We start from the raw sequence: 14,055 nt of genomic DNA on the forward strand, positions 1-14,055 counted from the left end.
GCTCAGGCCCCCGCCCGCTCGGCGAAGCCCCAGGCCGCGGCGGCGAGTTTCGGCACCCGCGCCGCCATGGCGGCGGCGTGCTCGCTCGCGGCGTTGCCGGCCTTGGCCCGGGCCGCCACACCCTGGAGGATGCCGACCAGCCGGAACAGGTTGTAGGCGAAGTACCAGTCGAGCTCGGGCAGCTCTTCGCGGTCCGCCGCCCGGCAGTAGAGCGCCACCGCCTCGTCCCGGGTGGGGATGCCGAGCGCCGGCAGGTCGAGCCCGCCCAGCCCGCTGCGGCCGTCCGCCGGCAATTCCCACTGCATCAGCAGGTAGCTGAAATCGGCGAGCGGATCGCCGAGGGTCGACAATTCCCAGTCGAGCACGGCGCTGACGCCGCCATCCGTCGAAAAAATCAGGTTGTCGAGGCGATAATCGCCGTGGACCACGCAGGCGCCCTGCTGCTCCGGCACGGTCCGGGGCAGCCACGCGATCAGCCGCTCGACATCCTCCAGGCGCCCGTCCTCGGCGGCGCGGTACTGGCGGGTCCAGCGATCGACCTGCCGCGCGAAGTAATTGCCGGGCCGGCCGTAATCGGAAAGCCCCGCCGCCTCCGGGTCGATGGCGTGGAGGCGCGCCAGCGTGGCGATCATGCCGGCATAGTGCCGGTGACGGGCATGGGGATCGAGCCCCGGCAGCGCCCCGTCCCAGTGAACGGCGCCGCCGACCGCCTCCATCACGTAGAAGGCCGCGCCGATCACTTCTGGATCTTCGCACAGCGCGAAGGGCCGCGGCACCGGAAAGCCCTCGCCGTAGAGGGCGCCGATCACCCGGAACTCCCGCTCCACCGCGTGGGCCGAGGGCAGGAGCGGGCCGAAGGGCTTCCGGCGCAGCACGTAGGCCTGGCCCGGCGTGTCGAGCCGGTAGGTCGGGTTCGACTGGCCGCCGCGGAACTGCTGCACGGTGAGCGGGCCGGCATAGCCGCGGACGTGCTCCGCCATCCAGGCGGACAACCGCGCCTCGTCGATCCGGTGGCGCGGCTCGACCGGCTTCACGCCGGAGAAGACGTCGGGCTCGCTCATGCCTGCTCCGCCTCCGGGGCTCCCGGCCGGACATTGGTGTAGCGCCCGAATTCGAGCCGGGCGATCGAGCGATTGTGCACCTCGTCCGGCCCGTCGGCGAGGCGGAGGGTGCGGATATGGGCGTACATTTTCGCGAGCCCGAAATCCTCCGAGACGCCGGCCCCGCCATGGGCCTGGATGGCGTCGTCGATCACCTTCAGGGCCATCCGGGGCGCCGCGACCTTGATCATGGCGATCTCGAGCTTGGCGCCCTTGTTGCCGACCTTGTCCATCATGTCGGCGGCCTTCAGGCAGAGGAGGCGGGTCATCTCGATGTCGATCCGCGCCTCCGCGACCCGCTGCTCCCAGACCGATTGCTCGGAGATCCGCTTGCCGAAGGCGACGCGCGAGACCAGCCGGCGCGCCATGGCCTCCAGGGCCACCTCCGCGACCCCGATGGTGCGCATGCAATGGTGGATGCGGCCGGGCCCGAGCCGCCCCTGCGCGATCTCGAAGCCGCGCCCCTCGCCGAGGATCAGGTTCCCGGCCGGCACGCGGACATTCTCCAGCACCACCTCGCCGTGGCCCTTCGGCGCGTCCTCGTAGCCGAAGACCGGCAGCAGCCGCTCCACCCGCACACCCGGCGTGTCCATGGGGACGAGGATCTGCGATTGCTGGCGGTGACGGGGCGCCTCCGGGTCGGTCTTGCCCATCAGGATCGCGATCTCGCAGCGCGGGTCGCCGACGCCGGTGGACCACCATTTGCGGCCGTCGATCACGTAATGGTCGCCGTCCCGGCGGATCGACGTGGCGATGTTGGTGGCGTCCGAGGAGGCGACCTCCGGCTCGGTCATCAGGAAGGCGGAGCGGATCTCGCCCGCCATCAAGGGCTTCAGCCATCTCTCCTTCTGGGCCGGGGTGCCGTAGCGGTGCAGCACCTCCATGTTGCCGGTATCGGGCGCCGCGCAGTTGAACACCTCCGAGGCGATCCCGACCCGGCCCATCGCCTCGGCACAGAGCGCGTAGTCGAGGTTGGTCAGGCCGGCGCCGCGGTACTCCTCCGTGTCATGCTCGGGGGAGGGCGGCAGGAACAGGTTCCACAGGCCCTCGGCCTTCGCCGTCTCCTTCAGCCGCTCCATGGTGGGCGAAGGCTCATGGCTCGCAGCGCGCTCGGCCGCGACCGCGGCGGAGGCCGGCAGGATCGCGTCTTCGATGAAGGCGCGGACGCGGGTCAGCCAGTGCGACTGGGATTGAGAGAGGTTGAAATCCACGGTGTCCGCTCCGCTCACATCTGTCGCTGCGGGCCACTCTCCTCCCCCTTGTGGGGAGGAGTTGGAGGTGGGGGTGGTTCAGGATCAAGCGGAGCGGTGTCTTCTGCACCACCCCCACCCCTGACCCCTCCCCACAAGCTCGAGCGATCCCGGGCAGGCCCGGGATCGCCAGGGGAGGGGACAACACCTGCCCTCACAGATAGGCCGATCCCATCTCGCTGGCGAAACGCTGCGGCGGCCCTTCCCAGACGATCCGTGCCTGCTCCAGCACGTAGACCCGGTCGGCGTGGGGCAGCGCGAAGGTGACGTTCTGCTCGCCGAGCAGCACCGTGATCGGCGTGGTCTGGCGCAAGCGCTCCAGGGCCTTCGACAGAAGCTCCAGGATCACCGGGGCGAGGCCCAAGGTCGGCTCGTCGAGGATCAGCAGGCGCGGGCGCATCATCAGCGCCCGGGCGATGGTCAGCATCTGCTGCTCGCCCCCCGACAGGGTCCGGGCGCTCTGCGCCTCGCGGGCCTTCAGGATCGGGAACAGGTCGTAAAGTTCTTCGCGGCGCTTGGCGCTCTCGGCCTTCGGGAAATGCTGGCCGCCGAGGTCGAGATTCTCGCGCACGCTGAGATCGCCGAACAGCTCGCGGGTCTCGGGCACCTGGACGATGCCGGCGCGCGCGATGGCGGCGGGCTTCATCCGGGTCAGATCCTGCCCGTCGAACCGGATCGTGCCGCTATGTGGCACGAGGCCCGAGATGGCGTTGAACAGGGTGGTCTTGCCGGCCCCGTTCAGGCCCACCACCGAGACGAACTCGCCCTCATGGACATGGATCGAGGCGGAGCGCAGGGCCTGCGCCTTGCCGTAGAGCACGTCGACGCCCTCGACACTCAGGAGCGAGTCGGGCTTGAACGCGGCTTCCGGCCGGGCCGCCGTCTCGATGCTGCCACCGAGATAGACCCGGCGCACGGTCGGGTCGGCCATCACGGATCCGGCCGAGCCCTCGGCGATGCGCTCGCCGAGATACATGGCGAAGACCCGGTCCACGAGGGCCGAGACGCTCTTCACGTTGTGATCGACGAGGAGCACGGCCTTGCCCTCGTCGCGAAACCCCCGGATCAGCTCGGAGAAGGCCGCGACCTCGCCGCCGGTGAGACCCGCGAAGGGCTCGTCGACCAGCACCACCCGGGGATCGCGGGCGATCGCCTTGGCGAGCTCCAGCCGGCGCAGATCCGCGAAGGGCAGGGTGCCGGGGCGCCGGTCGGCCACCGCGCCGAGGCCGACGCGCTCGGCGATGTCTTTGGCACGGCGCGTCACATGGGGGTCGGCGGCGAGCCGGATCAGGCTGTCGGGCAGGAGCGCGAGGCTGATATTCTCCAAGACCGTCTGCCGCTGGAGCGGCCGCGCGTGCTGGAACACGAGGCCGATCCCGGAGCGCGCCACCCGGTGGGCCGGCATGCCGCCGATCTCCCGGCCGTCGAGGCGGATCGAGCCGGCGCTCGGGCGCTCCAGCCCCATGATCAGCTTCATCACGGTGGATTTGCCCGAGCCGTTCGGGCCGATCAGCCCCAAAATCTCGCCGGGGCGCAGATCGAGGTCGATGTTCTTGACGGCGACGAGGCCGCCGTAGCGCTTGGTCAGGCCGCGCACGGCGAGGCAGGGCTCGGCCGCGACGGGGGACACGGCCAGCGGGGGTGCCACGGCGACGGTCATCGCGCTCTCCGGAAGGAAGCGAGGCCGAGCAGCCCCGAGGGCACGAACAGGATCACGAGGAGCGCCACCGCCGAGACCACGAAGGTGGAGAGGGCGCCAAGCGGGCGCAGCAGCTCGCCCGCCGCGATCAGGAACACGGCGCCCAAAGCCGCGCCCACGATGGTGCGCCGGCCGCCCAGCACCGCCGCGATGATCACCTGCACGCCGACCGCGGTGTCGATCAGCGTGCCGACCGAGGCGGTGCCCATGTAGAAGACCACCAATCCGCCCGCGAGGCCCGAGAAGGCGGCGCTCACCGCGAAGGCCGCGAGCTTGTGCTTGGCGACGTTGAAGCCGAGCGCCCCGGTCACCACCGGATCCTGGCCGGCGGCCTGGAGGATCAGCCCGGCCGGCGAGCGCGCGATGGCGGTGAGGATCAGGCCGGAGACAGCCATGAAGCCCAGCGCCAACCAGTAATTGGTGTCGGCGTCGATCGAGATGACGTCGGGAACGGTGAGGCCGATCTCGCCGCCGGTGAGGCCGGAGAACACCACGATCATGTTCTGGAGGAGCAGAACCGCCACCAGGGTGATCAGCCCGAAATAGGGGCCCCGTACCTTCAGCGCCGGCAGCGCCAAAGCGAGCCCGCCGACCACGGCGAGCACGGTCCCGGCCGCGAGGCACCAGGGGATCGGCAATTCGTAGCGGTTGTTGAGGATGCCGGCGCCGTAGGCCCCGAGACCGATCAGAAAGGTCGGGCCGAAATTCACCTCGCCGGCGAAGCCGAAGAGCAGGTCCCAGGCCATGGCGAACACGCCGAAATAGTAGGCGATGGTGAGCAGGCCGAGGATGTAGCCGGACACATACCAGGGGAGGGTGGCGGCCGCCGCGACGGCGAGGATCGCGATCCAGAAGCCGGGGTTGGTGAGGAGCTTCATCGGGTTACACGAACTCCGCGCGTTTCCCTCCCCCCTCTGCGGGGGAGGGTGGGCCCCGAAGGGAGTCGGGAGAGGGGAACACGGCTTCCGGACGGGGCGCGGCCTTCATGAAGGCCAGTGTGCCTTCCTGAACCGTCGCTCCGCTCTCCCGACCCCTGCTGATGCAGGGGCCACCCTCCCCCGCAGAGGGGGGAGGGAGCGCGGCGGCGCGGGACAGCCATGAAACGAACCATCACCGCCGCCCCAGCAGGCCCTGCGGGCGCAGGTACATGACGGCGACCAGCAGCAGCAGAGCCGGGATCACCCGATAGGCCGGCGAGATCAGGTAGGCGGTGGCGGTCTCCAGATACCCCACCACGTAGGCGGCGATCAGCGAGCCGGTGACGCTCCCCAACCCGCCCAGCACCACGATCGAGAAGGCGCTCGCGGTGAGCGGCCCGACCGAATACGAGGACACCCCCAGGAACATCCCGAGCAGGACCCCGGCGATGCCGGCCAAGAGCCCGTAGATCGCCCAGACCGCCACGTAGATCCGGCCCATGTCGTGGCCGAGCAGCGTCACGCCCCGCGGGTTCATGGAGGCGGCGAGCAGCACCTTGCCGGCCCGCGCCCGGTTCACGAACAGCCAGAGCAGCCCGATCACCACCCAGCAGATCACCGCGGTGAAGATCTCGTTCTGCGGCGTGCGCACGCCCGCGATCTCGATCACGCCTTCGACGATCGGCAGCACCGTCTTCGGGTTGTCGGTGAAGAAATAGGCCACCAGCTCCTGGATCATGATCCCCCAGAGCAGCGTGCCGGTGAGCACGAAGATCTCTTTCTCTTCGCGCGGGATCGCGCGGCTGCGCTCGATCGGCGCCACGATGGCGAAGTAGGTGATCAGGGCGGCGGCGAGCCCGCACACGATGCCGATCGCCGCCCCCGCGTAGGAGCCGAGCCCGAACAAAGCCGAGGCCGCCCAGGCCGCCACGGCGGCCATCACCATGATGGCGCCGTGGGACAGGTTGAGGACGCCCGAGACCCCGAAGATCAGGGTGAAGCCCATCGCGCCGAGCGCGTAGAGGGCCGAGATCGCGAAACCGTCGACGAGGATCTGGAGGCCGATCACCGCGCTCTCCCCGCCCGCCTACTGGACCGCCGGCTTGACGGCGGGCGGCAGCACCAGGGTCCCGTTGGCCACCCCCGCGGGCCAGATCGCGACCTGCTTGCCGTTCTGCCACTGGCCGAGCACGCTGGTCATCAGGCCGGGGCCGTACTGGATCGAGTGCGTGAACGGCTCGTCCTTGCCGTAGAACGTGATGTGGCCGACGGTGCCGACATAGTCGGTCTTCTCCAGGGCCTCCACGAGCTTGTCGGCCTCCGTGGAGCCGGCGCGCTTGACGGCCTCCGCGGTGTAGTAGGTCGCGTCGTACGCCATGAAGCCCGCATAGGAGGGCGCGCCGCCGAAGCGCTTGGCGAAGGCCTCGGCGAAGGGAATCGTCTTCCCGGTGAGCGCCACGCCGGGCAGCGCCACGCTGTCGAACAGCACGCCCTGCGTGCCGCCGTTGGTGTTGGCCCAGAAGGTCGAGGAGGTCGCCTGCCCGCTGATGCCGGTCATGGCGATCGGCACCTGCTGGTTCTGCCACTGCACGGTCGGCTGCACGCCGACATGGGCGATGCCGGTGACGATGAGATCGGGCTTGGCCGCCTCGATCTTGTTGTAGATCGGCGTGAAATCGCCCGTATCCGGCGAGAAGCGGACGTGCTCCACCACCTTCAACCCGGATTTCGGCAGGCATTCCTCGTAGGCGGCGTCGAGGGGACGGGTCCAGGCCGCGTCCTCGCTCATGATCGCCGTCGTCTTGGCCTTGAGCTTGTCGACCAGCACGTCCTTGGCCGAGTCGCACACCGCCTGCGCCAGGGCGTGCGAGGTCAGGTAGCCGTGGAAGGTGTACTTGTTGCGCGCGTAATCCTTGTGGACGTTCACGCTGATCTCATTGGAGGCCGCGCCGGGGGTGATCAGCGGCGTCTTGAGCCGGGCCGCCCAGGGCATCAGCGCCAGCACGACCTCGGAGATGTAGCTGGCGATGACGAGGTTGACCTTGTCCTCGGACACCGCCCGCTGGAACGCACGCACCGCGTCGGAGGCGGAGGACTTGTCGTCGTAGGTGACGACCTGGATCTGCCGCCCGTCGATCCCGCCCCTGGCGTTGATCTCGTCGGCGGCGAGCTGCACCGCCTGCGGGATCGAGGCCCCGGCCACCGACTGCGCCTCGGCGATCACCCCGATCCGGATCGGGTCCGCGGCATGGGCCGGCCCCGCCAGCAGGGCGCCGGCCGCCAGCAGCGCGGGCAGCCTGTGCCGGATCGGGGCGCGCCGGATGGCGGCGGTCTCGGACATCGGCGTTTCCTCAAATCTCGGTGCCCGCATTCTGTATTCGCGGACTTGAACGCGACTGTAGCCGGGGCCTGACGGATCACAAGGGGCACGCGGCGCGCGGCGGGTGACGTTTCCGGCGCTTCGTTCGCAGGCGGGGCTTCCGGGCTCCGCAGCTCGGGCCTAGGCTCGCACCCGGCACCGCGCGAAGCGGGCCCGACGGCCTCGAAGAAGGGCGGATCATCCGGTGAGGAACACACGCTTGTCCGGGACCGTCCCGGGCCGGGGCCCGACGCCATGACCCTGCGCTGGACCCGCCGGCCCGAGGGCTCGACCTGGGGCGATTTCGGCCCCGACGACGAGCGCGGGCGCCTCAACCTCCTCACCCCCGAGAAGGTGCGCCAGGGCGTCGCCGAGGTGCGGGAGGGCCTGACCTTCTGCCTCAGCCTGCCGCTGGACCTGCCGGGCGGCAACGTCCTGAACCCGCGCCGCCACCCGCCGCGGATCACCCCGACCCGCCGGGCCAACGGCCGGCCGAACATGAACTTCCCGGTCTGCGAGGAGGTCGACGGCGCCACAGACGTGATCTGCGACGACCGGGCGCTGATCCACCTGCAATACTCGACGCAGTGGGATTCGCTCGCCCATGTCGGATCGCTGTTCGACGCGGACGGCTCCGGCCCAGGCCCGACCTTCTACAACGGCTTCCGCGGCGGCCGCGACATCGTCGGGCCGAGCACGCCAGAGGCGACCGACCAGCCCTCGCGGGCGAAGCATCTCGGGATCGAGCGTCTGGCCGAGGCCGGCATGCAGGGCCGGGCCGTGATGATCGACCTGCGCGCCCATCTCGGCGATGCCAAGACCAAGGTCGGCTACGACCAGCTCGCCCGGATTCTGGAGGCCGACGGCGTCGTGGTCGAGCCCGGCGACATGGTCTGCCTGCATACGGGCTTCGCCGAGCGCCTGATCGCCATGGGCGGGGAGCCCGATCCGAAGCAGGTCCACAACCTCTGCGCCGGGCTCGACGGGCGGGACCCACGGCTCCTCGACTGGATCACCCGCACCGGGCTCTGCGCGCTGATCGCCGACAATTACGCCGTGGAGGCCTATCCGGCGGGACCCGGACCCGCCTGCTGCGCGACGCTGCCGCTGCACGAGCACTGCCTGTTCAAGCTCGGGGTCAATCTCGGCGAGCTGTGGCACCTGACGCCGCTGGCCGACTGGCTGCGCGCGCATGGCCGGAACCGCTTCCTGCTCACCGCGCCGCCGCTGCGCCTGCCCGGGGCGGTCGGCTCGCCGGTGACGCCGATCGCCACGGTGTGAGGGCCTGACAGCATGCCCGTTCGATCCAGCCCACGCCCTCATCCGGAGGCGCCGCAGCGCAGCGGAGGCCTCGAAGGAGCCCTCCAGGGATCGCGCGGCCGGCCGGAGGACTCCTTCGAGGCCCGCTGGCGCGGGCACCTCAGGAAAGGGTGGCGGATGGGATGGCGACGCGCTGGGAGGACTCGAACCGCATGAGCGAGATCGCGATCGTCGGCGGCGGCCTGATGGGGCACGGCATCGCCCTGGTGCTGGCGCTCCATGGGCACGCCGTGCGGATCACCGACACGTCGGCTGAAACCCGCGCCCGCTTGCCCGGCCTCATGGCCTCCGCGCTCGCGACCCTGCGGGAGGCCGGCGCCGCCCCGGAGGGCTGGGATGCCGACAGGCTCGGCCAGGCGGTCCGGATCGAGGCCGATCTGGATGCCGCGGTGGCGGGCGCCGACCTCGTCATCGAGGCGATCACGGAGAACCCGGAGGCCAAGCGCGCGCTCTTCACCGAACTCGACCGCCTCTGCTCAGCCGACACGGTCCTGGCCAGCAACACCAGCTACCTCGACGTCTTCCCGCTGATCCCCGCATCCCGGCAGGCCCGGGCGCTGATCCTGCACTGGTACACGCCGCCCTACATCGTCGATCTCGTCGACGTGGTGCCCGGCCCCGGCACCGATCCGGCCATCGTCGCCGCGATGGCCGATCTGGTGCGCGGCCTCGGCCAAGTGCCGATCGTGCTGAAGCGCTTCATCCCCGGCTACATCGCCAACCGGATCCAGTCGGCGATCAGCGCCGAGGTGTACAGCCTGCTCGACGACGGGATCGCCTCGCCCCGGGAGATCGACGACGCCATCATCCACGGGCTGTCCCTGCGCATCCCGATCCTCGGCCACCTCGCCAAGGCCGATTTCACCGGGCTGGAGCTGACGCAGCGTGCGATGGCGAATGCGAGCTACGTGCCCGCCCGGCCCCGGGCGCGCTCCGAGACCCTGGACGCCCTCTGCGCCGAGGGCCGCACCGGCGTGATGGCCGGCAAGGGCTATTTCGACTGGGGCGGGCGCCCGCCCGAAGAGCTGTTCCGCGAGCGCGACCGCAAGCTCCTGGCGCTCAAGGCCGCGATGGCCGGGATCGGCCGGATGGAGGGGACATGATCGGGGCGGATTTTTCCGGACGGCGCGTCCTCGTCACCGGGGCCTCGTCGGGCATCGGCCTCGCGACGGTGGAGATGTTTGCGCGCAACGGCGCCACGGTGGCGCTGAACCACCTGCCCGACGATGCCCGCGGCCCCGCCGAGGCCGAACGGCTCGCCGGCGAAGGTTTCTCCGTCATCGCCCTACCCGGGGACGTGTCCGAGCCCCGCGCCGCCGAGGGGATGGTGGCGGCCGGGATCGCGCGGCTCGGCGGCCTCGACGTGCTCGTCAACAATGCCGGCACGGCGGGCACCACCACGCCCATCGCGTTCGAGGACCTCGACGCGATGACCGAGGATTTCTGGGCCACCATCCTGGCCACCAACCTGCTCGGGCCGTTCCGCTGCGCCCGGGCCGCGGCGCCGACGTTGAAGGCGAGCCGGGGCGCCATCGTCAACACCGCCTCGGTCGCCGGGCTCGGGCGGCGCGGTTCCTCGGTGGCCTACTCGGCCAGTAAGGCCGGGCTGATCAACCTCACCCGCAGCCTCGCCCGGGCCTTGGCCCCCGACGTGCGCGTCAACGCGGTGGCGCCGGGCCTCGTCGCCACGCCCTGGACCGAGCCCTGGCCGGAGGCCCGCAAGGCCGCGACGGTGCAGCACACGATGCTCCGCCGCATGGCCCGGCCGGAGGACATCGCCGAGACGATTTTTTTCCTCGCGGCGGGAGCGGCCTACATCACCGGTGAGACCCTCACGGTCGACGGTGGAGCGATGTGAGTTCAGGGACACCAGCGATGTCGAGCACCACCGTCATCACCTGCGCCCTCACGGGCTCGTTCGATACGCCGAAGAAGAACCCGGCCGTGCCGGTGAGCCCCGAGACGATCGCCCGATCCGCCCTGGAGGCCGCCTCTGCGGGCGCCGCGGTGGTCCACATCCATGTCCGCGATCCCGCGACCGGCGCGCCCAGCATGGCGCTCGCCCATTACCGCGAGGTGGTGGAGCGGATCCGCGAGAAGAACGACGCCGTCATCCTCAACCTGACCACGGGGGCGGGGGGCCGGTTCGTGCCGGGCGATCCCGACCCGGCGACGGCCGGCCCCGGCACCACCTTCGTCAGCCCGGAGGCCCGCACCCGGCACGTGGCGGCGTTGCGGCCGGAGATCTGCACCCTCGACATCGCCACGATGAATTTCGGCGAGCACCTGTTCCTCAACACCCCCGCCCACCTGCGGGCCATGGCGGGGCAGATCCGCGAGGCCGGCGTGAAGCCCGAGATCGAGGTGTTCGACCTCGGCCAGATCGAGCTGGCCCGGCACCTGATCGCCGAGGGGCATCTCGCGCGCCCGCCCCTGTTCCAGATCTGCCTCGGCATCCCCTGGGGGGCGCCTGCGACGCCCGAGGCGCTGGTGGCGATGCGGGCGCGGCTGCCGGAGGACGCGATCTGGTCGGCCTTCGGCATCGGGCGGCAGGAATTCCCGATGCTCGCGGTGGCGGCCGGGATGGGCGGCAATGTCCGGGTCGGGCTGGAGGACAACCTGTACCTGTCTAAGGGCAAGCTCGCGCCGAGCAACGCCGCTTTGGTGGAGAAGGCGGTGAGCCTGCTCGCCCATCTCGATCGCGAGCCGGCCACACCCGATCAGGCGCGGGCGATGTTCGGATTGGCGCCGCTTGGGTAGAGCGCACGGATACCGCGCCCGTCCCTCTCCCCTTTGCGGGAGCGGGTGGCCCCCGCAGGGGCTACCGGATGCACACATCTCCAGCGAACATCGACGCCGGCGGCAGAGCGCGACAGGCCCCTCTTCCGAGCGGGGGAGGGACCCGCGTTCCGTTCTGAAGCCGCAGGACGAAACACGATGTGTGAATCCGATAGCCCGCAGAACGGGGAGGGAGGGCGCAGTTCCTGACGGATCGCGCGCATCTTCATGCATACCCGATTGAGCCGTCATCGCGGATCGATATTCTGCATTCGAAAGCCCGAGCGCCGGTCAACGCCGCCGGGTGGATACGCCAGGGAGAGAAACATGATGGTCCGCCATCTCGCCGCGCGGCTGCTCGGGAGTCTGTGCGCGCTCGGCGCCGGCGCGGCGCTCGCCGCCGACCTCGTGCCGGTGAAGATCGGCGTCCTGAACGACCGGTCCGGGGTCTATTTCGATTCCGGCGGCGAGGGCTCGGTGGTCGCCGCCCGCATGGCCGTGGAGGATTTCAAGCCGGAGGCCAACGGGCTGAAGGTCGAGGTGATTGCCGCCGACCACCAGAACAAGCCCGATGTCGGCGCCGCGATCGCCCGGCAATGGTACGATCGCGACGGGGTCGACGCGATCTTCGACGTACCGACCTCCTCGGTGGCGCTCGCCATCGCGCAGATCACCAAGGAGAAGAACAAGGTCTTCGTCAATTCGGGCGGCGGCACGGCGGATCTCACCGGCCCGGCCTGCACGCCCAACACGGTCCACTGGACCTACGACACCGCCGCCATGGCCAACGGCACCGGCAAGGCCATCCTCAAGCGCGGCGGCAAGAGCTGGTACTTCATCACCGCCGATTACGCCTTCGGCCTCGCCCTGGAGCGCGACACCAAGGCCGTGGTCGAGAAGAACGGCGGCACGGTGCTGGGCGCCGTGCGCACCCCGTTCCCGAACCCGGACTTCTCCTCGTTCCTGCTCCAGGCGCAGGCTTCCAAGGCGCAGGTGATCGGGCTCGCCGATGCCGGGCTCGACGCGGTCAACGCGATCAAGCAGGCGCACGAATTCGGCATCCGGGAGGGCGGCCAGACGCTGGCGGGGCTGCTGATCGCCGAGACCGACATCCACGCCCTGGGCCTCGACGTGGCGCAGGGGCTGGTGTTCACCGCCTCGTTCTACTGGGATCTCAACGACGCCACCCGCGCCTTCGCGGCCCGCTACGAGCAGCGGATGCCCGGCAAGAAGCCGACCTCCTATCACGCGGGCGTCTATGCCGGCACGCTGCATTACCTGAAGGCGGTGGCGGCCCTGCACTCGGCCAAGGACGGCGCCGCGGTGGTGGCCAAGATGAAGGCGATGCCCACCGACGACCCCCTGTTCGGCAAGGGCACGATCCGGCCGGACGGGCGCAAGATCCACCCGATGTACCTGTTCGAGGCGAAGACGCCCGCCGAGTCGAAGGGCGAGTGGGACCTCTACAAGGTGCTGGAGACGATCCCGGCCGAGCAGGCCTTCCGGCCGATGAGCGAGGGCGGCTGCCCGCTGGTCGCCCACCTGACGGCGAAGTAGCGGTATCGGGGCATCCCACTCATCCCCCTCATCCTGAGGTGCCGCGCAGCGGCCTCGAAGGAGGGCTCCAGGGATCGCCGTGCGGTCTGGAGGGCTCCTTCGAGGCCTGCGCTACGCTCCGGCGCCTCAGGATGAGGTCGGTGGGTGGGATGCCTTCCCTCACGCCGCCTCGATTTCATTGAGCGTAGCCATCGCGTCGTCCGGCAGCCGGAGTTCGGCCGCCGCGAGGTTCTCGCGCAGGTGGCCGAGCGAGGAGGTCCCCGGGATCAGCAGGATATTGGGTGCCCGGCGCAGCAGCCATGCCAGCGCCACCTGCATCGGCGTCGCCCCGAGCCCGGCCGCCACCTCCGACAGGGTGTCCGATTGCAGCGGGCTGAACCCGCCCAGCGGGAAGAACGGCACGTAGGCCGTGCCGGCCGCCGCCAGTTCGTCGATGAAGGCGTCGTCGCCTCGGTGCGCGAGGTTGTACTGGTTCTGCACGCAGACGATGTCGGTGATCCGCCGCCCCTCGGCGACCTGACGCGGCGTGGCGTTGCTCAGGCCGATCCGGCGGATCAGCCCCTGCCGCTGGAGATCCGCCAGCACGGTGAGCGGCGCCTCGATCGATCCCTCCGCGGGGCCGTGGACGTCGAACATCAGGCGCAGGTTGACGACGTCGAGGGCATCGACGCCGAGATTGCGCAGGTTGTCGTGGACCGCCTGGGTCAGCTCCGCGGCCGAGAAGGCCGGGTTCCACGAGGCGTCGGCCCCGCGCTTGGCGCCGACCTTGGTGACGATCACGAGCCCGTCCGGATAGGGGTGGAGCGCCTCGCGGATGATCTGGTTGGTGACGTGCGGCCCGTAGAAGTCGCTGGTGTCGATATGGTCGATGCCCGCCGCGACCGCAGCGCGCAGCACCGCGACCGCGCCGGCGCGGTCCTTCGGCGGACCGAACACGCCGGGTCCGGCGAGTTGCATGGCCCCGTAGCCGAGCCGCTTCACAATCCGGTCGCCGAGCTGGAACGTGCCGGCCTGCGCAATATCCGTCATGGCGAACCTCCTGTTGGCGCCCCCGATGTAGACAGCACCCCTTGCA

Annotated in this window: 12 protein-coding genes; 5 read left to right on the forward strand and 7 right to left on the reverse strand. The window is 70.4% G+C overall.

Annotated features, from left to right (window positions below):
- Positions 1 to 2 precede the first annotated feature (2 nt).
- The 6 genes from FVE89_RS03720 to FVE89_RS03745 all read right to left on the reverse strand — a co-directional run bounded on the left by FVE89_RS03720 (position 3) and on the right by FVE89_RS03745 (position 7,307).
- The gene (locus FVE89_RS03720; protein WP_160532786.1) at positions 3 to 1,061 is read right to left on the reverse strand and encodes a phosphotransferase family protein; all 1,059 of its coding nucleotides are present in this window, start codon (positions 1,059 to 1,061) and stop codon (positions 3 to 5) included.
- Entirely contained in the window at positions 1,058 to 2,311 is a 1,254-nt protein-coding gene (locus tag FVE89_RS03725; protein ID WP_160532787.1) for an acyl-CoA dehydrogenase family protein, read from the reverse strand. Before FVE89_RS03725 ends, FVE89_RS03720 begins: the two co-directional genes overlap by 4 nt.
- A 193-nt stretch (positions 2,312 to 2,504) precedes the next feature.
- Positions 2,505 to 4,010 (reverse strand): ATP-binding cassette domain-containing protein, encoded by a 1,506-nt coding sequence (locus FVE89_RS03730; RefSeq protein ID WP_160532788.1) that lies wholly within the window; start codon positions 4,008 to 4,010, stop codon positions 2,505 to 2,507.
- Positions 4,007 to 4,927 carry a branched-chain amino acid ABC transporter permease gene (locus FVE89_RS03735; protein ID WP_160532789.1) on the reverse strand — a complete coding sequence of 307 codons (921 nt, stop codon included), beginning with the start codon at positions 4,925 to 4,927 and terminating at the stop codon, positions 4,007 to 4,009. Before FVE89_RS03735 ends, FVE89_RS03730 begins: the two co-directional genes overlap by 4 nt.
- A 232-nt stretch (positions 4,928 to 5,159) precedes the next feature.
- Complete coding sequence (locus FVE89_RS03740; RefSeq protein ID WP_160532790.1) at positions 5,160 to 6,035, reverse strand: branched-chain amino acid ABC transporter permease; 876 nt, start codon at positions 6,033 to 6,035, stop codon at positions 5,160 to 5,162.
- A gap of 18 nt (positions 6,036 to 6,053) precedes the next feature.
- The gene (locus FVE89_RS03745) at positions 6,054 to 7,307 is read right to left on the reverse strand and encodes an ABC transporter substrate-binding protein (protein ID WP_160532791.1); all 1,254 of its coding nucleotides are present in this window, start codon (positions 7,305 to 7,307) and stop codon (positions 6,054 to 6,056) included.
- Positions 7,308 to 7,580: 273 nt separating this feature from the next.
- On the opposite strand from FVE89_RS03745, the gene FVE89_RS03750 reads away from it, so the two are divergent.
- The 5 genes from FVE89_RS03750 to FVE89_RS03770 all read left to right on the forward strand — a co-directional run bounded on the left by FVE89_RS03750 (position 7,581) and on the right by FVE89_RS03770 (position 12,980).
- Complete coding sequence (locus tag FVE89_RS03750) at positions 7,581 to 8,606, forward strand: cyclase family protein (RefSeq protein ID WP_160532792.1); 1,026 nt, start codon at positions 7,581 to 7,583, stop codon at positions 8,604 to 8,606.
- 191 nt (positions 8,607 to 8,797) lie between these two features.
- The gene (locus FVE89_RS03755) at positions 8,798 to 9,748 is read left to right on the forward strand and encodes a 3-hydroxyacyl-CoA dehydrogenase family protein (RefSeq protein WP_160532793.1); all 951 of its coding nucleotides are present in this window, start codon (positions 8,798 to 8,800) and stop codon (positions 9,746 to 9,748) included.
- Positions 9,745 to 10,503, forward strand: a complete 759-nt coding sequence (locus tag FVE89_RS03760) for an SDR family oxidoreductase (protein ID WP_160532794.1) — start codon at positions 9,745 to 9,747, stop codon at positions 10,501 to 10,503. The genes FVE89_RS03755 and FVE89_RS03760 overlap by 4 nt, the downstream gene beginning before the upstream one ends.
- A gap of 17 nt (positions 10,504 to 10,520) precedes the next feature.
- On the forward strand, positions 10,521 to 11,405 hold the full coding sequence (locus FVE89_RS03765; protein ID WP_160532795.1) for a 3-keto-5-aminohexanoate cleavage protein: 885 nt from the start codon (positions 10,521 to 10,523) through the stop codon (positions 11,403 to 11,405).
- Between the two features lie 345 nt (positions 11,406 to 11,750).
- Positions 11,751 to 12,980 (forward strand): ABC transporter substrate-binding protein, encoded by a 1,230-nt coding sequence (locus tag FVE89_RS03770; RefSeq protein ID WP_160532796.1) that lies wholly within the window; start codon positions 11,751 to 11,753, stop codon positions 12,978 to 12,980.
- A gap of 159 nt (positions 12,981 to 13,139) precedes the next feature.
- On the opposite strand, the gene FVE89_RS03775 is transcribed toward FVE89_RS03770, so the two are convergent.
- Positions 13,140 to 14,009: an aldo/keto reductase family oxidoreductase gene (locus tag FVE89_RS03775; protein ID WP_160532797.1), complete on the reverse strand. Its 870-nt coding sequence runs from the start codon at positions 14,007 to 14,009 to the stop codon at positions 13,140 to 13,142.
- Positions 14,010 to 14,055 lie beyond the last annotated feature (46 nt).

This window comes from Methylobacterium sp. 2A (assembly GCF_009806555.1).
In the GTDB taxonomy this organism is placed as follows: domain Bacteria; phylum Pseudomonadota; class Alphaproteobacteria; order Rhizobiales; family Beijerinckiaceae; genus Methylobacterium.

Bases quoted from the DNA above. Each gene is read 5' to 3' on its own strand.
- FVE89_RS03745 (WP_160532791.1), bottom strand. From the start codon at position 7,307: ATGTCCGAGACCGCCGCCATCCGGCGCGCCCCGATCCGGCACAGGCTG.
- FVE89_RS03765 (WP_160532795.1), top strand. From the start codon at position 10,521: ATGTCGAGCACCACCGTCATCACCTGCGCCCTCACGGGCTCGTTCGAT.
- FVE89_RS03720 (WP_160532786.1), bottom strand. From the start codon at position 1,061: ATGAGCGAGCCCGACGTCTTCTCCGGCGTGAAGCCGGTCGAGCCGCGC.
- FVE89_RS03730 (WP_160532788.1), bottom strand. From the start codon at position 4,010: ATGACCGTCGCCGTGGCACCCCCGCTGGCCGTGTCCCCCGTCGCGGCC.
- FVE89_RS03770 (WP_160532796.1), top strand. From the start codon at position 11,751: ATGATGGTCCGCCATCTCGCCGCGCGGCTGCTCGGGAGTCTGTGCGCG.
- FVE89_RS03755 (WP_160532793.1), top strand. From the start codon at position 8,798: ATGAGCGAGATCGCGATCGTCGGCGGCGGCCTGATGGGGCACGGCATC.
- FVE89_RS03775 (WP_160532797.1), bottom strand. From the start codon at position 14,009: ATGACGGATATTGCGCAGGCCGGCACGTTCCAGCTCGGCGACCGGATT.
- FVE89_RS03760 (WP_160532794.1), top strand. From the start codon at position 9,745: ATGATCGGGGCGGATTTTTCCGGACGGCGCGTCCTCGTCACCGGGGCC.
- FVE89_RS03750 (WP_160532792.1), top strand. From the start codon at position 7,581: ATGACCCTGCGCTGGACCCGCCGGCCCGAGGGCTCGACCTGGGGCGAT.
- FVE89_RS03735 (WP_160532789.1), bottom strand. From the start codon at position 4,927: ATGAAGCTCCTCACCAACCCCGGCTTCTGGATCGCGATCCTCGCCGTC.